Origin of the sequence: Microbacterium sp. NPDC079176, assembly GCF_040686675.1 — a bacterium.
Taxonomy (GTDB): Bacteria; Actinomycetota; Actinomycetes; order Actinomycetales; family Microbacteriaceae; genus Microbacterium.
The window spans coordinates 568,651-588,588 of the sequence record NZ_JBFBLM010000001.1 but is presented as its reverse complement, the minus strand read 5'-3'; the positions used below and the strand labels follow the sequence as shown (position 1 = coordinate 588,588).

Here is a 19,938-nt window from a genome sequence, read left to right as displayed (position 1 = left end):
CCGAGAGAACTCGAGGGCACCGTCTGGTTCGACCGACGGAGAGCGGCAGATGCTGCTCGTCGTGTTCTCAGCGTATGGCCGCACCCCGTCTTGACGCTGATCGGAGCTCATCCATTGACGCGGGCCCACTCCGACTGCTACGGCGGACTCCCGCGCGCGGACCGTGCCGGTGGCGACGACGTGCGTCCGGGCTGGATACGCTCGAACCATGCTCGAGACGCTCACCGGATTCGCCGTCGTGGGAGTCGCGATCGCACTCGGCTATCTGCTCGGCCGGATCGACCTGCTCGGACCGCACGCTCGGCACGTGCTCGGGCGTCTGATCTTCTTCGTGCTGTCGCCGTTCCTGCTTTTCACCGTGCTCGCCCACGCCGATGCGAAGATGCTCTTCTCCTCGCTGCTCCCCGTGTCGGCGATAGCGGCCGTCGCGATCATCGGGATCTACACACTCATCGCGCGGCTCTGGTGGAAGCGCCCGGTCGGAGAGACCCTGATCGGAGCGCTGTCGGCGGGGCAGGTCAACTCGAACAACATCGGCATCCCGTTGTCGCTCTACCTTCTCGGCAGCGCCGCGTACCCCGCACCGGTGGTGCTCATGCAGCTGCTGGTGTTCACCCCGATCTCGCTGACGATCCTCGACGCCGTCACGAGCGATCGCGTCTCGCTGCGCAAGACGCTCGTGCGCACGGCGACGAATCCCATCATCATCGCGTCGCTCCTCGGCACGCTCATCTCGGTGCTGGGCCTCACAGTACCGCCCATCATCATGGAGCCGGCTCAGCTGATCGCCGATGCCGCCGTGCCGGTTCTGCTGATCAGCTACGGCATCTCGCTGCACGGCCAGCGCGTACTCGGCGCCCCCGGCCACCGGCGGGACGTCATCCTCGCCACCTCGCTCAAGCTCATCGCGATGCCGCTGATCGCGTGGGTGGTGGCCGAGTTCGTCTTCGGGCTCTCGCCGGCCGAGGTGCTGATCGTCGTGATCCTCGCCGCGCTCCCCACCGCACAGAACGTCTTCAATTACTCGCAGCGCTACGACATCGGCGAGACGATCTCGCGCGACACCGTATTCCTGACCACTCTCGGCTGCCTGCCCGTGCTGATCCTCATCATGTTCCTGCTGGGCTGAGCACCGCGTCGATCCGGGACTCGCGCACGTCCGACAGCGTCAGCGGAAGATCGCGCATCACGACGACACTGTCGAACACCGCTGAGCCGGCGGGAAGAGCGTCGAAGAACGACGAGCTCACGCTGTGCAGGTGTGCGTTCTCGACCCTCCACGCGTCGGTGGTGAGCGCGACCGATTCGACGCTGCGCCCTCCCCGCGCCGCCGACCAGCCGAGCCGACCGGCGCGATAGAAGTCCGAGGCCTCGTCGATCGAGGCGAAGAGAGAGCTCGACCATGCGCCTCCCACCTCGACATCCGCGCAGAGACTGTGCTCGCCGGCATCCATCGTGACCGCGTAGCGATCATCCCCCTCCTCGATCTCGAACCTCGCTCGGCGATGCACCCCCGGGAACAACCGTCCGCCGAAGATGACCGGATGCCACGCCGAGCTGTGCCGACCGACGATGAAGACGCCTTTCTGCACGCCATCCGCGGTGTCCCACTCGACGGCGACCCGGTGGGCGGCGTTCTCGGAGCGCAGACCCCACCGGCCCCGCGCCCAGCTCGGTCGGATCGACTCCAGCCCCAGCACGCACACGCCGGCCACCGCAGACCCGTCGACGATCTGCGGGCGGAATCCCGTGGGCAGCAGGGAGGCGGCGACCTCCGGATCCACCCGATAGGTGATCAGGAGTCGCCGACGGAGCTGAGCACGGACACCGCGGATGATCGTCATGCTCCGAATGTAGCACTGGAGCTAAATTCCTCCAAGGCCTCGGGGACGAGGTGCACGTAGGTTGTATCCGTGGACAATCCGCTCATCTACATCGCCGCGATCGGCGCGATCATCGTGCTCGCGATCCTCCTGCCCCGCTGGGTCCGTCGCTCCACCGGCGCCGCCGGCGGCAGAGCAGGGCAGCGTCACGTGGCCGACCGCCTCACCGGGATACTCGAGGAACTGGGCACGACGCTCGTGCTGCAGACGTCTGAGGCCACGGCGAGGGAGATCGTCGACGGGGTCGTGCGTCAGCAGCCACGCAAGTTCACCCCGCTCGCGAGCGGAGGCTACGGTATCCGATTCGTCGAACCGGATGACGCGATCGTGCGGGTGGTCGACGATGAGAACGGGACCCGTCTGCAGGTGGAGAGGATCCGCGAGCATCTGGGCGTTCCCAACACTTCCGAGTTCTGGTCAGACCTGCGCTCCGCCGTCTCCGCCGCAGCACGCGCTGAGGGCGTCCAGGTCTCGCCCGGGCCGCCCTTGCGGCACCGGCGCGACGATGCGACCGAGTCGTGGATCGCGGAGTAGAGAAGCCCAGTGCGTACCGGAACATCGGGTGCATCTCACAGCCGTCGCAACTAGGCTGTGTTACTGCTGATCACGCACCGGCCAGCCCACAGTCGGCCTCGCGACGGCACCATTTCTCATCACAGCTCTCAGTCCCTGTGACCTGCGCCGGAAAGGCCGACCCATGAGTGAATCCCCCGACAACGACCGGACCCCCGACTTCTTCGACAAGCTGATCGAAGAGACGCCGCGCGAGCAGTCCGGCTTCACGGCCTCGTTCCGCGGCTACGACAAGGCGGAGGTCGACTCGGCCCTCAGCACTCTGCGCAATCAGCTGAAGCAGGCGAAGGCCGACCTCGCCGCCACCGAGGCACGCCACGAGGACGCAGTCGAGGCGCTTCGCGAAGAAGAGCGCATCGCCCGCGAAGAGCTCGAGGCGGAGCTCCTCGCCACCAAGGCGAAGGCTGCCGAGACCGAGCAGCAGGTCGCCACCCTCACCAACGAGCTCGTCGACACCCCGCGCGCGGATGGCCAGGAGGCACCGTCGCGGGAGCAGTTCGAGGCGATCCTCCGGGTGGCCGAGGAGCAGGCCAACGTCCTCATCCAGAACGCCGCCGTGCAGGCCGACCGTCTGATGGCGGCCGCGCGCGAAGAGGTCACCGCACAGCGGGCCGAGGCGGATGCCGACGTCACCCGCATCATCGCGCACGCTCAGCACGACGCCGACCAGGTGCGCCTGAAGATCGACACCGAGTACACCGCCCACCAGGCGACGCTCGAGCGCGAGGCCGCGCACGCCGCAGAGCGGGTGCATCAGGCGACGCAGGAGGCCACGGCCATCCGCACCGAGGCGGAGAAGGGCGCTGCGGCGCTCCGCTCGCTCGTCACCCGCGAGACCACCCAGCTGCGCGCCGAGGCCGAGCGCGAGGTGCGCGAGATGAACGCCCGCGTCCTCGAGTTCGAGGAGACGCTCACCCGTCGGCAGGACGACGCTCAGCAGGAGTTCCTGGTGCTGCACAACCAGGCCGTCGCCCACGCCGAGCGCATCACCACCGATGCCAACGAGCAGGTGGCCGCTTCGCTCGATCACGCGCAGCGCATCTCGGCGAAGGCTGACGACTACGAGCGCCTGATGCGGTCGCAGGCGCAGACCATCGAAGCGGATGCTCAGGTGCGCGCCCGCGACACCCTGGACCGTGCCCGCGTGAAGTCGCAGAAGATCGTCGACTCGGTGACGGGTCACACGTCCGCCGTGCTGCGGGATGCCGAGGACCACGCGCGCCAGCTGCGCTGGCAGCAGCAGCAGCTCGCCAGCTTCATGGCCGAGGTGCGCGAGCTGATCCGCCCGGAGGGCATCTTCAGCGACGAGGCATCATCCGTCGGCTCTGCAGCGGCCGCGTCGCAGGTCGATGACGACACCGACGCCGAGACCGTCGAGGTCGAGGAAGCCGAGCTGATCGACGACTCCGACGACGCGGTCGACGAGGTCACCGGCGACGCGGAGTTCCGCGGTGACGAGGCGCTGGAGGACGAGCTCCTCGACGAGAACGCCGAGACGATCGACGGCAAGATCACCATCGAGGTCGTCGAGTCCGATCAGAAGGCCTCCCGCTGAGCGACTTCTCCTGACTGACCGAGCGGGGGCGTGGGCGGATATCCGTCCACGCCCCCGCTTCGTTCACCCGTCCTGCTATCGCTCGGAGCCGTCAGCGTGCACGCTGTACCTATGACAGACAGCGTGATCGAGGTGCGGGATCTCCGCAAGGAGTACGGGGGTGCCGTCGCAGTCGACGGCATCAGCTTCGACATCCGCCGGGGAGAGACCTTCGCTCTTCTGGGCCCGAACGGCGCGGGCAAGTCGACGACCATCGAGATCCTCGAGGGCTATCGCCACCGCACGTCCGGCGACGTGCGCGTGCTCGGTGTCGACCCCCAGCGCGGCGGTCTGGCGTGGAAGGCGCGACTGGGGATCGTTCTGCAGTCCACCGGAGAGGCCGGCAACTTCACCGTGCGGGAGCTGCTCACCGAGTTCGCCGGTTACTACCCCCACCCACGTTCGGTCGACGAGGTGATCGCCGCCGTGGGGCTCGAGCACAAGCAGCGATCCAGAGCGGGCAAGCTGTCCGGTGGTCAGCAGCGCCGTCTCGATGTCGCCCTCGGGATCATCGGACGCCCCGAACTCCTGTTCCTCGATGAGCCGACGACCGGCTTCGATCCCGAGGCCCGACAGCAGTTCTGGCAGCTCATCCGCACCCTGAAGTCCGAGGGCACCAGCATCCTGCTGACCACTCACTATCTCGATGAGGCCGCCCGGCTGGGCGATCGCGCGGCGGTGATCACAGACGGGCGCATCGTGGCGATCGGGAAGATCGACGAGATCGGCGGGCCCGAGGCGAGGACGCCGATGGTTCGCTGGAGGGATGCCGCCGGCGTGCGCCGCGAGCAGCGCACGACCACTCCCGGTGCGGTCGTCTCCGAGCTGCAGCGCGCGGGCGGCGAGCCGGACGGCCTCGAGGTCGTGCGTCCCACTCTCGAGGACATCTACCTCGGCCTCATCCGTGAGCACGGAGCCGCATCCGATTCCGATCCGACCGCAGAGGCCCTGCGGGCAGATGTGGCGGAGTCCGCATGAGCACCACGACTGCCACGCCGAACTTCGGGCTCGCCCGCACGGTTCGCCTCGGGGTCCGCCGCATCCCGTTCGAACTGCGTCAGTACTTCCGTGCCAGCGACCAGGTCTTCTTCACCTTCCTGTTCCCCACCCTCATGTACCTCATCTTCGCGACGATCTTCACGGGCGACATCGGCGAAGGGCCCGACAAGATCAGCATGGCGACGTACTACCTTCCCGGTCTCGTCGCAGGAGGCATCTTCCTCTCCGGGATGCAGGGCCTGTCGATCGAGATCGCAGTGGAGAAGAGCGACGGAACCCTCAAGCGGCTGGGCAGCACGCCGATCTCACCGGCGACGTACTTCATCGGCAAGATCGGTGAGGTCTTCGTCACCGCGATCCTGCAGATCACTCTGCTGCTGGTCGTCGCGGTCGTCCTCTATCAGGTCGAGCTGCCCTCGGATGCTGAGGCCTGGGGTCGCTTCGCCTGGGTCTTCGTGCTCGGCCTGCTCTCGTGCACGCTTCTCGGCATCGCGCTGTCTGCCGTGCCGCGGTCGGGCAAGACGGCGTCCGCCGTGGTGATCCCGGTCGTGCTGCTGCTGCAGTTCATCTCCGGCGTCTACATAGCCTTCACCGCGCTGCCGGAATGGCTGCAGAACGTCGCTTCCGTCTTTCCCCTCAAGTGGATGGCTCAGGGTATGCGCGCGGCGATCCTGCCCGAGTCGTTCTCGTCGGCGGAGCCGAGCGGATCATGGGATCTCGGGCTCGTGGCGGTCGCCCTCGCCGCATGGCTCGTGGTCGGCTTCATCCTAAGCCGCGCGACGTTCCGCTGGATCAGGCGGAACTGACCGTCTGGCATGCGAACGGCCCCATCCCGAAGGATGGGGCCGTTCGATGTGCGGGTCGGCTGCGATGCCGCGAGAGTGTTTACGCCCGGACGAACTGGGCCGCTGCGGGGCAGTCGAACGGATCAGCACCGGCGGCGAGACCGACGCGGTTGAGGTACTCGATCACGATCGCGTACGACCGGCCGAGGCTGGTCTCGGTGTAGGGCACGTTGTTGGCGGCGCAGTAGTCGCGCACGACCTCGCGAGCCTTCGAGAGGTGCGGGCGGGGCATGTTCGGGAACAGGTGGTGCTCGACCTGGTAGTTGAGTCCGCCCATGAGCCAGGTGGCCCACCATCCGCCGCGGATGTTGCGAGAGGTGCGCACCTGCTTCGAGAAGAAGTCGAGACGGGCGTTGGGATCGATGATCGGCATGCCCTTGTGGTTCGGCGCGAAGGACGCGCCCATGTAGACGCCGAAGACGGCGAGCTGCACACCCATGAAGGCGAATGCCATGCCGAGCGGCAGCATCAGGAACACAGGCACGAGGACGATCGCGAACCGGAGGGCGATGAGGCCCAGCTCGATCCAGCGACCCTTGGCCTTCTTGCTGGTCACCAGGTGCTTCACGCCCAGGTAGTGGAGGTTCAGGCCCTCGAGCGTCAGCAGCGGGAAGAACAGCCACCCCTGCTTGCGCGTGATCAGACGGACGATACCGCGGGACTGCGCGGCGTCGGTCTCGAGGAACGAGATCGTGTCGACCTCGATGTCGGGGTCCTTGCCGACCTGGTTCGGGTTGCCGTGGTGCTTGGTGTGCTTGGAGTCCCACCAGGAATAGCTGATTCCCACCACCCCGGCGGCGAGGATGCGGGCGAGGCGGAAGTTCGCCGGGCCCGTGGAGAGGATCTGACGATGCGCGGCCTCATGGGCGAGGAACGCCACCTGCGTGAGGATGATGCCGAGAGCCCCGGCCATCAGGAGCTGGAGCCAGCTGTCGCCGAGAAGGATGAAGCCGGTGATGACTCCGCCCAGAGCCACGGCGATGCCGGCGGCCACGAAGATGTAGAACCATCCGGCGCGCTGGAGGAGGCCGGTTTCGCGGATGACCTGCGAGACCTGCTTGTACGCGTGGGTCATCGGAGGAATGTCCGCATTGCCCGAATACGTCTGACGTACCGGTCCGAGAACTGCGTCGGTCTTTTCGACCTGTGAAATGGAGATGTTGCTCTCCCGTCGATCGGAGCCCTTGAGCTGATGTGAAGCCCAAGGCAGATCGCCGAACGCTTAACTCAGGCTAACCCTGCCCTCATGCGATTTGGGGAATACATCAGCATCCCTTGACGATTCACAGTTCCCCCGCATGGAACGGTCAGGCGCGTGCGCGACGCGGTCGACTGCGGAGGGCGCGGCGAAAGGGAGAGGTGAGGCTGCGCGGGCGAGATCTCGGCGCATTCGCGCTCTCGAGGGCGTCACGGGCGGCATCCAGCGACTCGAACGAGCCGAGGTCGTCACCGCGCTGGTCGCGGGCGACATGCGCGGTGCCGTCGAATTCGACGAACCCGGCGAACTCGCCGCCGCGGGTCGCGACGTGCACATCTGTGTCGGCCTGTTTCCAGGTCAACGGATCGGAAGGAGGAAGAGTGGTCGTGCTCATGGTGATACTCATTGCTGTGTGACGGGCACGCGTTGTCGCGACCCGCAAGATGTGAGATCGAAGGCGGATGCCGCGCGCATCGATGCGCTTGGTCCGTAATGGCCCTGATCAGTGGCTCCGTGGTGGCCTAGAGGGCGGCCAGAACTCACGTTGCTCCATCAGTCTAGCAGGTCGGCGCCGCGCACGCGGGCCTCCGCCTCAGCGGGCTTCCACACGCGCCGTGGATGACCGGACGATCCAGCCACGATCCAGCGCCCCTCGGGCTCCGGCTGCGGGGCCTCAGCGGCTTTCGAGCCGTCCGACTCCTCCCCCGCATCCCACGCCTCGCGGATGATCTGCCTCGGGTCGTACCGCCGAGGATCCACGGCGGTCCATTCCTGGCGGATGCTCGCCACTCCGGCCTCCTGCTCGGCTCGCCGCGCCGCCTCGCCGACGGTGAGCGTCACCCGGCGGACGAGGGCGCCGAGACGGCCCGCATACTCCGGCAGTCGCCGAGGACCGATGATCACGGCTGCGATCAGCGCGACGAGGAACAGCTTCTCGATCGTGAGTCCGAACATCGTCATGCCTCCGTTGTGCCGACGGCCGACTCCCCGACCCTGCGATCATGCAGCCATGCGAGCAGCAGGGCGATCAGGAACAGCAGCGTCATGGGAATCGCGATCAGGAACATCGACAGCACGTCGGCCGCGGGGGTCACGACCGCACTGAAGAGGACGATCGCGACGACGACGAGACGCCAGCTCCGCGCGATCGCCGCCGCCGACACGACACCGAGCAGGTTGAGCATCACGACGAACACCGGGAGCACGAAGGCGACCCCGGTCGCGAGCACGATCTTGAGGATGAAGTCGACGTAGTACGACGCCTGCAGCAGCGTGCTGTCCTCGGTCGAGGCGAAGCTCGCGAGCAGCTCGACCATGTGGGGGAAGAGAAGGAAGCCCATCAGGCATCCGCCGATGAACAGGGGAACGGATGCCGCCAGGAAGCCGAACGTGTACCTCTTCTCTCTGGTGCTCAGACCCGGAGCGAGGAACGCGAGCAGCTCGTGCATCCAGACGGGACTCGACAGCGCGACACCGGCGAAGAGCGCGATCTTCAGCCGAAGGTCGAAAGCCCCGGTGATGCTGTCGTAGTTGAGGCTCGCATCGCGCGATTCGGCGAGCGCACTGATCGGTGCTCGCACGACCTCGAGGATGTGGTCCGAGAGGAGATACCCGGCGACCACCCCGGTCAGGAGCGCCGCCGTCGCACGGAACGAGCGCGTGCGCGCCTCCCGCAGGTGCGAGGACAGCGGCATCCGGGCCAGGGCGGGCGCGGTGCTCGCCTCGACGGCATCAGCGGCGAGCGAGGACACGGTTTACTCCGCGGGCCGCAGGACGGGCTGCGGGAGGTCTGCGGACTCCCGAGCGTCGACACGGTCCCGGCCGCTCGGCGTCGGCTCGACCCGTGCCTCGTTCGAAGGCTCGGCGACCTCCGATCTGAGGATGCGCATCGACTGGCCGACGCTCTTGGCGAGGGCGGGGAGCTTCGCGGCGCCGAAGACGAGGACGACGATCGCGAGGATGATCAGGGCGTGCCACCCTGTGAGGTTCTGGAGCATGGTCTCTGTTCTTTCGCGTGGAGGGGTTGTCGGGGTTCGGGTTCAGTCGGACGGCGGCTCGCCGCCACCACCGGGGCCGCCCGCGCCGCCCGACGGCGCGGAGCCTGCGCCGGGCGTCGTGGCCGTGTCGACGCCGACCACGAGCGTCGCGGTGTATCCGCTGCCGCCGCCGGTGACAGCGGCCAGCTGAAGGGCGCCGGAGTCGTCGCCGAAGACGTTGTCGCCGGAGAGGCTCGTCTGCGACAGGTTCTGCGTCGAGCCCGGGTAGCGGGAATCGGCGTAGACGGTGGCGCAGACATCTTCGGGCAGTGCCAGCTGGGACGTGGCGATGGCGTTGGCCGAGTCGGTGATCGAGGCGAGGTCGGGGTAGACCTCGAAGTGGATGTGCGGCCAGCGGCCCGAGTAGCAGCCGGGGAAGATCGACGTGAACGAGACCTTCCCCTCGGCATCCGCCACCTGCACTCCTCGGAGGTAGGTGACATCCTCGAGCCCCGACGAGTACATCGAGTACTCCCCCTCAGCCGTGCAGTGCCATGCGTACACCGCGACGCCCTCGAAGGGGACGCTGCCGTTCGCGCGGTCGACCACCTGGAACTCGAAGGTCAGCGGGATGCCGTCGGCTGTCGCCGACCCGTCGATCGACGTCGTGATGTCCTGTCGCACGATGCCCGAATCCTCGAGGACGTCCGGTCCGTTCGATCCGTCTCCGGGGTAGGGGCCTGCGGTCTCGTCGGGGATCTCGCCGGCCGCTGTCGAGGTCGACGATCCGGACGTCGTCCCCGTATCGCTCGTCGATGTCGACTCGCTCGTGCTGCCGCCGCCCGACGGGGCGCACGCGGCGAGCACCATCGCGCCCACCCCGAGTCCGGCGAGTCCGAGAATGCCGCGGCGCGTCACCAGGGTGCGGATGTCGAAGGCGGCGCCCTGATCCACGACCTCCTCATCGGCACGGTCGAGCAGCCGCCCCTCGTAGGTCGGGCCCTCAGGGGTCTGTACGGGTTCGGGGATGCGGCTCATGATCGTGCTCCTCTCGATGTGGATGGGTGTCGATGTACCCATGGTCACGGAGGAGACGATCAGCGAGCTATGCCGCGTCTATGCAGAATCTATGGCTCTCGACGCACCGGCGGATGGAGGACGAGGACGACCACGATCACCACGAGCACGAGGGCGCTGACCGCCACGGGGATAGGCAGCAGGGCGTCGAGGAGGACGACAGCCGCACCGACCGGCACGACGGTGTTCACCACCCTGTCGGCGTTCTCGCGGATCGCGATCCACCAGACGCCGAGCAGGAAGATCGCGATCGGGATGGTCACGGTGAACGACGCCTGGATGGTGGAGAGATGGCTCTCCCCTATCAGGACGTCGAGTTCGACCTCGATGCCCGCCGAGAAGGCGGCGGCCGCGGCGAAGACGAGATAGTGCGTGTACCCGTAGCGGAGCGAGCGGCCGAACGTCGTGATCGCCCTGTGGTGCGGCGCCCAGAAGTAGATCCACCAGAGAGATGCGGTCACGACCAGGGTCAGCACGGAGATCGAGATGAGAGGGACGAAGGAGTCGAGTTCGTTCTTCGCGTCGATGATCGCATTGGCGGAGGCGAGGAGGCTCTCGCCGAGCACGATCAGGGTGAACAGCCCGTAGCGCTCGGTGATGTGATGCGGATGCCAGGGCGTCTGTCTGCGGTGCTCGGCGAACACGGGCACGCTGACCTCGACGAGAGCGAAGACCACGAAGGCCACAAGCTGGAGGGGGCCCGACGGGATGAGCAGGAACAGCACCCAGAGCACCTGCACGCCGGCGATCCCGATGGCGTAGCGACGCGCGGCGCCCTTGAGATCTCCCGCACCGCGGGACGCCCGCAGCCACTGCGCGATCATGGCCACACGCATGACGATGTAGCCGATCACCGGGACGGTGAAGTCCGCCTCCTCGAACGCCGCAGGGATGCCGGCAGCGAGCACGAGCACCCCGCCCATCTGGATGATGGTGGTGACGCGATACAACCAGTCGTCTGTGTCGAAGGAGGTGGCGAACCAGGTGAAGTTCATCCACGCCCACCAGACCGCGAAGAACACCATCGCGTAGGAGGTGATTCCGTGCACGAAGTCGCCGTGGCTCAGCGCGTGGTGCAGCTGGGCCGAGGCGATGCTCACCGCGACGACGAAGACGAGATCGAAGAACAGCTCGAGCGTGCTGGCCGTGCGATGAGGCTGAACCGGATCCCTCGGCAGCATGCGGCTGAGACGGAATCGAGGCGCTGAAGTGGTGGTCACGCGGTCAGAATATCGGGGGCGGGGCTCCGACTTTGGCATACCAAAATCGATTCCTCCAGTCGCCAGATTTACCTATCGCTCGACGCTCCCTTCCGCTAGAGTGATCGAAGTCTGCAGTGCCTGCTGCCAGCACCACCGTGTGGGACGGTGACCGCAACCCGTGATGTGGGATCACGGATGCAGCAGGACCCGAGGGGTCGGGAACGCAGACGATGCCATGGACGTGGGGTCCGTGGTCTGGGGAATATCTGGGGATAACTATGGCGCACTGGGGAATTCTGCGTACATTCACGGCTCAAGGAGCCTCGGCATGACGTCCGTCGAGGATGCTGTGAGCATCACTCGCGCGGGTTCGGTCTTCACGCCGGTCTCTGCTCCGCGAGCCGCGAAGTCGGTCACGCGCACGGTGGTCACACCGCGCGTGTCCGCAACGCTGGAGCGACGTCGCCAGTGGGAGCGGCGTTATCGGATGCGACTGCGGATCACGGATGCTGGGGTCATCCTGTTCGCGGTCGGAATCACAGCAGCGGTCCAGATGATGACCGGTGTCGCAGGGGAAGAGGCCCTGCGCAACGGCATTCTGCTGGCCACGCTCTGGTATCTGATGCTCGGCGCGCTGCACACCCGTGACGCAGCGCTGTTCCGCGCCAGCGCCACCGAGTACCGCGGTGTGGCACACGCGAGTGGATTGGCGTTCGGGATCATCGCCATGCTCAGCGTCGTGCTCGGCTGGCAGACGATGCAGCTCGTGCTGCTCGTCGGCCTGCCGCTCGGTGTCCTCACACTGCTCGTCACGCGCTGGGCGTGGCGGCACTGGCTGACGGCGCAGCGTGCGCGAGGTCGTTTCGCCTCGCGCACGCTCGTCGTCGGCAACCGCGACGACGTCGAGTACGTCATCCGCACCCTGCACCCGATCGGCGCCTCCGGGTACCAGGTGGTGGGCGCGACGCTGCTCGACGGCAACGCGCGAGATGTCGAAGCACGCGGCGAGCAGTTCCCGGTGCTCGGCAACGTCAACTCCGTCTCCACCGTGGCTGCCGAACTGGGCGCCGACACGATCATCGTCGCAAGCCGCCCAGACGGCGAGCCCGACTTCGTGAAGCACCTCAGCTGGCAGCTCGAGGGCACCGCCGCAGAGCTCGTGCTCTCGAGCCGCCTCACCGATGTCGCGGGCCCGCGCATCTCCTTCGCTCCTGTCGAAGGTCTTCCGCTGATCCAGGTGCAGATCCCCTCGTACGAGGGCGGTCAGCACGTGCTGAAGCGCGCACTCGACATCGCCGTCGCGTCCGTCGCTCTCATCCCGATCGCACTCATCACGCCGATCCTCGCGCTCCTCGTCAAGCTGGACTCGCCCGGACCGCTGTTCTTCTCGCAGGAGCGCGTCGGTCGCGACGGTCGCACCTTCAAGATCATGAAGTTCCGCTCGATGAAGACCGACGCCGAGCAGCAGCTCGCGACGCTCAAGGAGCAGAACCAGGGAGCGGGCCTGCTGTTCAAGATGAAGGACGACCCCCGCGTCACGCGGGTGGGCAGGATCCTGCGCAAGCTGTCTCTCGACGAGCTGCCGCAGTTCTGGAACGTCCTCATCGGCGACATGAGCGTCGTGGGTCCGCGCCCGCCGCTGCCCACCGAGGTCACCGCCTACGACGGCACCGTGTTCCGTCGGCTCTACATCAAGCCGGGCATCACAGGCCTGTGGCAGGTCTCCGGGCGCAGCGATCTCTCGTGGGACGAGAGCGTTCGCCTCGACCTGCGCTACGTCGAGAACTGGTCGGTCATGAACGACCTGCAGATCATGTGGCGCACCGCCAAGGTCATGGTCCAGCCCAGCGGAGCATACTGAGTACATGATCAAGGGAAATGCCCTCACCATTGCGATGGTGGGGACACGGGGGGTGCCCGCGGCCTACGGCGGATTCGAGACGGCTGTCGAAGAGGTCGGCCGACGACTCGCAGATCGGGGTCACGATGTCGTCGTCTACACGCGGGGTTCGAAGAGCCGCGAGAAGAAGTACCTCGGGATGCGGGTGGTGCACCTTCCCGCGATCCCCGTCAAGCAGGTCGAGACGCTGAGCCACACCGGATTCTCGGCGCTCCACCTGATCTTCCGACGGCGTTCGCACGCGGCTTTCGTGTTCAACGCCGCGAACTCGCCGTTCGTGCCTCTCTTCCGACTGCGACGGGTGCCCACCGCCCTGCACATGGACGGGCTCGAGTGGCGGCGATCCAAATGGGGCCCGCGCGGCAAGGCCTACTACCGGTGGGCGGAGCAGTTCGGCGTGCGCACGAGTGACGCGCTGATCGCGGACGCGCCCGGCATCGCCGACTACTACACGCATCAGTTCGACGTGCCCACCGAGATGATCCGCTACGGCGCTCCGATCCTCGACGCCGTCGCCGACGCGCGCCTCGACGAACTCGACCTCAGCCCCGGCGGGTATCACCTGATCGTCGCCCGTTTCGAACCCGAGAATCACGTGCTCGAGCTCGTGGAGGGTTTTCGTCGGAGCTCTGCGACCCTGCCTCTCGTCGTCGTGGGCGCCGCCCCGTACAGCAACAAGTACACTGAGCAGATCCAGCAGGCCGCCCGGGGCGACGAACGCATCCGTCTTGTCGGTGGCGTGTACGACCAGGAGCTCCTCGACGCGCTGTACTTCCATGCCCTCACCTACGACCACGGTCATTCCGTCGGCGGCACGAACCCGTCGCTGCTGCGGGCCATGGGTGCCGGAACAGCGACGATCGCCTTCGATGTGCAGTTCAACCGCGAGGTGCTCGACGGCGACGGGTGGTTCTTCACGACACCCGAAGAGGCAGCGGCCGCGTTCGAACGCGCCGAGGCCGACCGTGCCGGGACGCGCGAAAGCGGACGCCGCGCCCAGGAGCGCGCGCAGGCGGTGTTCCGCTGGGACAAGGTGGCAGACGCCTACGAAGATCTCGCTCGACGGCTCTCATCGGGCCAGAGCGTGCACCGGATCGCTCGCCGTGCCCGCCGACGGGCGGAGGACTGGTGACCGGCTCCACTTCCCGGACCATCCTCGTCGCGCACCCGGGTGCCGAGATGTTCGGCTCCGACCGCATGCTGCTCGAGAGCGTCATCGGCTTCGTCGCGAGCGGTGCGCGCGTCGTCGTCGCACTGCCGGGGCGCGGAATGCTGGACATCGAACTCCGCAGGGCCGGGGCAGAAGTCGTCATCATCCCGATGCTCGTCCTGAGAAAGGTCCTGCTCACGCCCCGGGGCCTGCCGACGCTCTTCCGCGATATGTTCCGCGGCCTCGGCGCATCCTGGCGGCTGATCAGTCGGGTGCGCCCTGATGTCGTCTACGTGTCGACCCTCATCATTCCGCAGTGGCCAGTGATCGCTCGGCTGCGTCGCTGCCATACGGTAAGCCACATTCACGAAGCGGAAGCTTCTGGCAACCGCCTGGTGAACGCGCTGCTCTACCTCCCGCACCTGGCGTCGAATCGCACGCTCATCAATAGTCGGTTCAGCCTCGAGACTCTCCGTCGCTCCCTACCTCAGCTCGCCGATCGCGTGGAGGTCGTATACAACGGCGTCGCATCACCTCCTGATCCATCACCGCCGCGGTCGCGATTGGAGAGAACCCTGCGCGTTCTCTACGTCGGGCGCCTTTCTCCGCGAAAAGGGCCGGACGTCGCGATCCGCGCCGCTGGCGAGCTAGCGCGCACCGGGCAAAGGGCGACCGTCACTTTACTCGGGGCCGTTTTCCCGGGGTATGAGTGGTTCGAGGAGGAGCTGCGAGCCCTCGCCGAAGAGCTGGCCATAGACGTCACATTCGCCGGTTTCCACCCGGATATATGGCCGTTCCTCGACCAGTCCGATGTTCTCGTCGTCCCCTCTCGGGTCGATGAACCGTTCGGGAATACGGCCGTTGAGGGCGTGCTTGCCCTCCGTCCAGTCGTGGTTAGCGACAGCAGCGGTCTGCGAGAGGCTGCGAATGGGTACGACACAGCGTTATTGATCGCGCCCGACAGCCCAGAGGCACTCGCTCAGGCGCTCGCCGACGTCGTCGCCCGTTGGCCCGAAATGGTAGCGACGACCCCGCGAAGCCGCGTCGACGCCCAAGAGCGGCACGCCCCCGAGCTGTATCGACGACGAATCGCCCAAGCCCTCGGCCTGGCCACGGGCCCACTCACGACTGGCTGAGCTGCTGAATCTGATGCATTCCTCGAGAGACCTGCGTCGCGAGAGCTGATGTCTCTGCGAGCACCCCTTTCACCCCCTGGACGTGCGCCCTCCGTCGTCCATGATGAAAGTCCGGGATGTCCAGTTGCGCCATCGGCGAAGCCGCCCGTGTGAACAGCCCTCTTCGCGGCTGAAGGTCGAGCGTTCCCCGTCGTGCATCGAGAAGAAAGGCGTACGCAGCAAGGGACTCGGCGCGCAGGGTACCTTGAACCAACTTCAGTTCCGCTGCATCGAACGGTTTTCGTCCCAGTTCGACGGCTTCCCGGAGAGTGAAGAGGCCACCCCTGCTGCTGGGCAGCAGTCGAGCGGTTGCAGCGCGCTCCTCGCGGGATGCAACGACGATCAAGTCATGGCGCGCGAGCTGCCCCGCATTCAGGGCAGTGGAATGATGTCTTTCTGCGTAGGCGATGCCCTCGGGCTCGGCTGCGATCACCGCAGCACCTATCTCGCAGATCCCGAGGCCTGACGAGGTTGCCGTGCCAGCGCTGCTCACCGCCACGTCGACGTTTTTCGCGGAGGATGAGGCGAAGGCAAAGGCCATGACGGGCGAACGGCAGATGTTCGCCTTGCACACGAACAGGATCGCCGTCACCGAAGCCTCCCGCTCTGGAGCGATGTCGCCGGCTGACCCCAGATCAGCCTCACGTCGCTACGGCTCCATCGTATACAGGTACTTCTCTTTCTTCTGCTCGCGCACGTTGTTGAGCACCAGGCCAGCCAGATTCGCCCCAACCCCTCGGAGCGCGGCCAGGCAGCGCTCCAACTGCGCACGTGTCGTCTTTCGCGTATTCACAACAATGATCGTGCTGTCCACATACTGGGAGATGATCGTTGCGTCGGCCACCGAGAGCAGCGGAGCTGTATCGATAACCACGAAGTCGTACCGCGGGCGGAGGCCCTCCACCAGCTCCGTCATCTTCTGGGAGGCAAGCAATTGCGCAGGATTCGGCACGTGCTCACCTGCAGTGAGCACGTCGACTCCTGCGGTGCTGATCACGGCATCGTCGAAGGTGACGGCGTCGACAAGCACCGATGCCAAGCCAACCGCATTCTCGAGACCCAGGACGTTCGCGACGTTAGGCCGCCGAAGATCGGCGTCGACGAGAAGCACTCGATTTCCCATCTCGGCGAACGCGAGGGCTGTGTTGACCGACATGGTCGTCTTGCCCTCCCCTGCGATGGAGGAAGTGACCGCGAGAACGCCGATCTGATGCTCGACCGCCGAGAATCGCAGTGCCGACCGAACCTGCCGGAATGCCTCTGCTGCCGATCCATTGGGGCTGATGAGGAAGGCTGCACCCTGCGCGGGGTTGCGGCGACGGGGAACCAAACCGAGGACCGGCAGGTCGGTGACCCCCTCGAGGGCCGCGACGGAACGCACTCGGCGGTCCAACAGTGCCCAAGCCGATAGTGCGAAGAGAGCACCGAATGCGCCCAGCACGACACCCAGCACCGCATCTTGCGACTTATTGGGTGAGGACTGGAATTGGGCGGGGACGCCCGGGTCGATCACGCGCGCACCCACTGTAGATTCACCGCGATCGTCCTTCGGCGCGATGTCATAGACGACCTCGGTGAGATTGTCAGCGACGGAGTTGGCGATCTCTGCGGCGTCGCGGGGGTCGGCCGACGCGGCGGTTATATCGAGGATCACCGTGTTCTGCGGGATGGTCACAGCGACCGCCCGCCGCAATTGCGGCAGAGAGATGTCGATGCCCGCCTCGGCTAGGTCCTCGACCACGGGCTCGAGCACGGCGCCGGAGGTGGCGAGCGAAGCGAACGAGAGCATCTGGTTCTGCGTATACGCGGAGCCCTGGTTGATGTCGGAGCCACTTGTCGCCGATCGCATGGAGAAATAGATCGAGGCGCTCGAGTGGTAGATGGGCGTACGTGTCGAGCTGTATCCGAATGCGGCGGCACCGCCGACGATCGCTGCGAGGACGACGACCCACCACAGCTGGAGCAGCACACCCGGGAGTCGTGCGGCTGCGTTCTGTGACGGGTTCACGGGACCTCCAAGATAGATCGCTCATCGCCGGACGTGATGAGAGCGGACCGACGACGAGAGGACTCAACACTACAAGCCGCGACGGCCACGCCCGCGACGAACCAGAGGAACTGCGCGTATTGCGTGATGAGCGCGACGGTAGCCAACGCCGGCAGCTGGCTCAGCACCGCCACCGCGGCTGGATTCCCCCTGCCGCTGAACACCACCGCGGCGCAAACGGCCAACATCACCACGAATAGAGCCAAAGGAATGAGCCCGTGCCTCAGTCCAGTGAGGATCAGAGCGCTGTCGATGGATTGGAAGCCGCCGTAGTAGTCGATACCGTCGGCGGACACTTCTCGAGCGGGGGTCACTCCGATGTAGACCATCTGACGCACTAGGGGCAACAGGTCGGCCCGATACTCCGCACTTCCTGCCGCTTCTTCCCCCGCGTCATCGAAGACCGTGGAGATCAGGGGCATCGCGACCGCAGTCGCGATCAAAGTCACGCAGGAGACAGCAATGCGATGCGCGGGCCGGATGTATCTCCCGAGGAAGAGGGCGGCGAAGACGACGACGAGCACAAGTCCGACGAGTCCGATTCGGCTGAAGGTCATGACCACTGCGGTCGTCACGATCGCGAAGGCCGTCGCCTTCACCCACAGTCGCCACGGCGTGGCGAGCAGGAAGGCGCTCGAGACCGCCAGGCTCGAGCCGAGCGAGATTGAATGGCCGAACGCCCCCTCCGCACGGAGCAATCCGCCCCGGTACTGCAGACTCGTCCACATCTCCCCGGCGACGCCGGGAAGGGTGACGTAGAGATTACTGCCGCTCAGGAACTCCGCGATCGCAAGGACGGAGGCACCCACTGCCCCCACACTGATGCAGATCGCGATCCACTCCATGCCCACCTGGGCGAACGCCACTCGCCCCCAGGCATATGGCAGTAGCCATGAGAGCACGGAGTACTGGACGTGCCCAGGGACGCCGCCGAAGAGGAGTCCGAGAAAGATCGACACGAATGCGCCGACCACAAGTGTGTCGATCACGGTCCATCGGAGCTTCGATTGCGGCGCGCAGGCGGCGAGGCTCGCGATGGTCAGGATGTCCAGCACAGTCAGGGTGATCGACTGGATGGAAAAATTGACGTACACGGGCGTGAAGAACAGCGCAGCAGCCCAAAGCGCCACGGCCCATCGGGAGTCGCGGCGATACAGCAACCACAGCGCCAGTCCCGCGTTCGCTGCGATCAACAGCACCGCGACCGTGGTGAGCGGATTTCCAGCCACTGTGCCTCCCCGAGAGTCGATGATAGCGTCGTCCACTGTGAGCCGAGCAGCGACCGACGATTCGACGCGCATAGGGTGGATGGACAGCGTCCGTGGTCTAGCCATCGTGCTGCTGCTGCTGTGGCATGCCAGCGCGGTCCCCGAGCTCTACGACGTTCAGATGCCCGAGTTCATCCGTTCGGCGAATGCCTTCTTCATGCCGTATCGCATGCCGACGCTGATGCTTCTCTCCGGCTTGCTCTTGGCGCGCTCGCTGCAGAAACCGCTACCGACGTATATCGCAGGGAAGCTGGCCATGATCGTGTGGCCGTATGTGGTGTGGGTGCTCATCGCCAAAGCAACATTCTTGGATGTGGAGGGCCTGCCCTGGTGGCACTGGCGCGCGTGGTACGCCACCTCCTACCTCTGGTTCCTCTTCTTCATCGCGGTCTACTATCTCGCCGCGCCCATGTTCTCTCGGCTTCCCGCGTGGATTCCAATAGGTCTGGCTGCCGCAGCGGGGCTCGTGCTCCCTTATGGGAGTGTCGAGCAGCGACTCGCGTACTTCGCTGTCTTCTTCTTCGTCGGCAACTGGCTGGCCCGGCACCCGAGTGCGCTCGAGCAGGCGACTCACGGTCGCGCAATACTTTTGGCCGGCGTGCCCGTGATCGGTTTCGGCATTGCGGCATGCCTGTGGACGGACCAACTGCAGTATTCGGTATGGGGCGCGCCGATCAGCGTCGCCGGAGCCTTGTTGTGCGCTGCCCTGTTCTCCCGACTCGAGCGCCGGGGCCGTGGGCAACCGATGCTGCGGTTCGTCGGACGATCCTCGATCGTGTTCTACGTCAGTCACTTCCCCGTGATGGCACTCGTCACCCTCGCTGCGGGCGACCATCTGCAACCGTTGATACTTGCCTGCGTCAACCTCGCAGCAGCGGTGCTCGTCGGCTGGGCGCTCGCTCTGCGGAAAGAGCGCATCCCCATCAGGTGGCTATTCCAAGCCCCCCGCCCGTTCGCGCGCGGGATGGAGAAGATACTCGGCGGGGCCACTCGGCGCCCTGCAATATAGGAACCCCGAACGACCGCCACGGTATGATGTGACCGGTGGCTA

At 66.2% G+C, this 19,938-nt stretch carries 20 protein-coding genes; 9 read left to right on the top strand and 11 right to left on the bottom strand.

Annotation, left to right across the window (positions count from 1 at the left end; genetic code table 11):
* Positions 1-208: 208 nt before the first annotated feature.
* Positions 209-1,129 (top strand): AEC family transporter, encoded by a 921-nt coding sequence (locus tag AB0P11_RS02800; RefSeq protein WP_056276741.1) that lies wholly within the window; start codon positions 209-211, stop codon positions 1,127-1,129.
* Here the strand turns inward: AB0P11_RS02800 and AB0P11_RS02795 are convergent.
* Positions 1,110-1,844: a DUF2071 domain-containing protein gene (locus tag AB0P11_RS02795; protein ID WP_363519552.1), complete on the bottom strand. Its 735-nt coding sequence runs from the start codon at positions 1,842-1,844 to the stop codon at positions 1,110-1,112. The two genes, AB0P11_RS02800 and AB0P11_RS02795, sit on opposite strands and share 20 nt — an antisense overlap.
* Before the next feature lie 69 nt (positions 1,845-1,913).
* Here AB0P11_RS02795 and AB0P11_RS02790 point away from each other — a divergent pair, with 69 nt between their 5' ends.
* From AB0P11_RS02790 to AB0P11_RS02775, 4 genes are all read left to right on the top strand, one after another.
* A complete protein-coding gene (locus AB0P11_RS02790) occupies positions 1,914-2,417 on the top strand; it encodes a hypothetical protein (protein WP_056276735.1) in 504 nt (167 codons plus the stop codon).
* A gap of 163 nt (positions 2,418-2,580) precedes the next feature.
* A complete protein-coding gene (locus AB0P11_RS02785) occupies positions 2,581-4,011 on the top strand; it encodes a cell division initiation protein (protein WP_363519549.1) in 1,431 nt (476 codons plus the stop codon).
* Between the two features lie 111 nt (positions 4,012-4,122).
* On the top strand, positions 4,123-5,028 hold the full coding sequence (locus AB0P11_RS02780) for an ABC transporter ATP-binding protein (RefSeq protein WP_056276729.1): 906 nt from the start codon (positions 4,123-4,125) through the stop codon (positions 5,026-5,028).
* Positions 5,025-5,855 carry an ABC transporter permease gene (locus tag AB0P11_RS02775; protein ID WP_053098711.1) on the top strand — a complete coding sequence of 277 codons (831 nt, stop codon included), beginning with the start codon at positions 5,025-5,027 and terminating at the stop codon, positions 5,853-5,855. The genes AB0P11_RS02780 and AB0P11_RS02775 overlap by 4 nt, the downstream gene beginning before the upstream one ends.
* Positions 5,856-5,934: 79 nt before the next feature.
* On the opposite strand, the gene AB0P11_RS02770 is transcribed toward AB0P11_RS02775, so the two are convergent.
* The 7 genes from AB0P11_RS02770 to AB0P11_RS02740 form a co-directional block, all read right to left on the bottom strand.
* A complete protein-coding gene (locus AB0P11_RS02770) occupies positions 5,935-7,053 on the bottom strand; it encodes an acyl-CoA desaturase (protein WP_053098710.1) in 1,119 nt (372 codons plus the stop codon).
* A gap of 148 nt (positions 7,054-7,201) precedes the next feature.
* A complete protein-coding gene (locus AB0P11_RS02765) occupies positions 7,202-7,486 on the bottom strand; it encodes a hypothetical protein (RefSeq protein ID WP_363519545.1) in 285 nt (94 codons plus the stop codon).
* A 158-nt stretch (positions 7,487-7,644) separates the two neighbouring features.
* Positions 7,645-8,052: a twin-arginine translocase TatA/TatE family subunit gene (locus AB0P11_RS02760; protein ID WP_187249905.1), complete on the bottom strand. Its 408-nt coding sequence runs from the start codon at positions 8,050-8,052 to the stop codon at positions 7,645-7,647.
* Positions 8,049-8,843, bottom strand: coding sequence for a twin-arginine translocase subunit TatC (gene tatC / locus AB0P11_RS02755; RefSeq protein WP_363519542.1), 795 nt, complete (start codon positions 8,841-8,843; stop codon positions 8,049-8,051). Before tatC ends, AB0P11_RS02760 begins: the two co-directional genes overlap by 4 nt.
* A 3-nt stretch (positions 8,844-8,846) precedes the next feature.
* A complete protein-coding gene (locus AB0P11_RS02750; RefSeq protein WP_285365319.1) occupies positions 8,847-9,089 on the bottom strand; it encodes a twin-arginine translocase TatA/TatE family subunit in 243 nt (80 codons plus the stop codon).
* Between the two features lie 42 nt (positions 9,090-9,131).
* Complete coding sequence (locus AB0P11_RS02745; RefSeq protein WP_363519539.1) at positions 9,132-10,106, bottom strand: intradiol ring-cleavage dioxygenase; 975 nt, start codon at positions 10,104-10,106, stop codon at positions 9,132-9,134.
* An 89-nt stretch (positions 10,107-10,195) separates the two neighbouring features.
* A complete protein-coding gene (locus AB0P11_RS02740) occupies positions 10,196-11,326 on the bottom strand; it encodes a low temperature requirement protein A (RefSeq protein ID WP_363519951.1) in 1,131 nt (376 codons plus the stop codon).
* 349 nt (positions 11,327-11,675) lie between these two features.
* Between AB0P11_RS02740 and AB0P11_RS02735 the strand changes: the two genes are divergently transcribed.
* The 3 genes from AB0P11_RS02735 to AB0P11_RS02725 are packed head-to-tail and all read left to right on the top strand — an operon-like array spanning position 11,676 to position 15,533.
* Positions 11,676-13,208: a sugar transferase gene (locus AB0P11_RS02735; protein WP_363519536.1), complete on the top strand. Its 1,533-nt coding sequence runs from the start codon at positions 11,676-11,678 to the stop codon at positions 13,206-13,208.
* Positions 13,209-13,212: 4 nt separating this feature from the next.
* Positions 13,213-14,379, top strand: a complete 1,167-nt coding sequence (locus AB0P11_RS02730; protein WP_363519533.1) for a DUF1972 domain-containing protein — start codon at positions 13,213-13,215, stop codon at positions 14,377-14,379.
* A complete protein-coding gene (locus AB0P11_RS02725) occupies positions 14,376-15,533 on the top strand; it encodes a glycosyltransferase family 4 protein (protein WP_363519530.1) in 1,158 nt (385 codons plus the stop codon). Before AB0P11_RS02730 ends, AB0P11_RS02725 begins: the two co-directional genes overlap by 4 nt.
* On the opposite strand, the gene AB0P11_RS02720 is transcribed toward AB0P11_RS02725, so the two are convergent.
* From AB0P11_RS02720 to AB0P11_RS02710, 3 genes are read right to left on the bottom strand one after another with little or no spacing between them, the layout of a single operon-like run.
* The gene (locus AB0P11_RS02720) at positions 15,520-16,164 is read right to left on the bottom strand and encodes a hypothetical protein (protein ID WP_363519527.1); all 645 of its coding nucleotides are present in this window, start codon (positions 16,162-16,164) and stop codon (positions 15,520-15,522) included. The genes AB0P11_RS02725 and AB0P11_RS02720 overlap by 14 nt on opposite strands.
* Positions 16,165-16,221: 57 nt before the next feature.
* A complete protein-coding gene (locus AB0P11_RS02715; protein WP_363519524.1) occupies positions 16,222-17,541 on the bottom strand; it encodes a polysaccharide biosynthesis tyrosine autokinase in 1,320 nt (439 codons plus the stop codon).
* Positions 17,542-17,576: 35 nt separating this feature from the next.
* The gene (locus AB0P11_RS02710) at positions 17,577-18,920 is read right to left on the bottom strand and encodes a hypothetical protein (RefSeq protein WP_363519521.1); all 1,344 of its coding nucleotides are present in this window, start codon (positions 18,918-18,920) and stop codon (positions 17,577-17,579) included.
* A 7-nt stretch (positions 18,921-18,927) separates the two neighbouring features.
* On the opposite strand from AB0P11_RS02710, the gene AB0P11_RS02705 reads away from it, so the two are divergent.
* Positions 18,928-19,896 (top strand): acyltransferase family protein, encoded by a 969-nt coding sequence (locus AB0P11_RS02705; RefSeq protein WP_363519518.1) that lies wholly within the window; start codon positions 18,928-18,930, stop codon positions 19,894-19,896.
* Positions 19,897-19,938 lie beyond the last annotated feature (42 nt).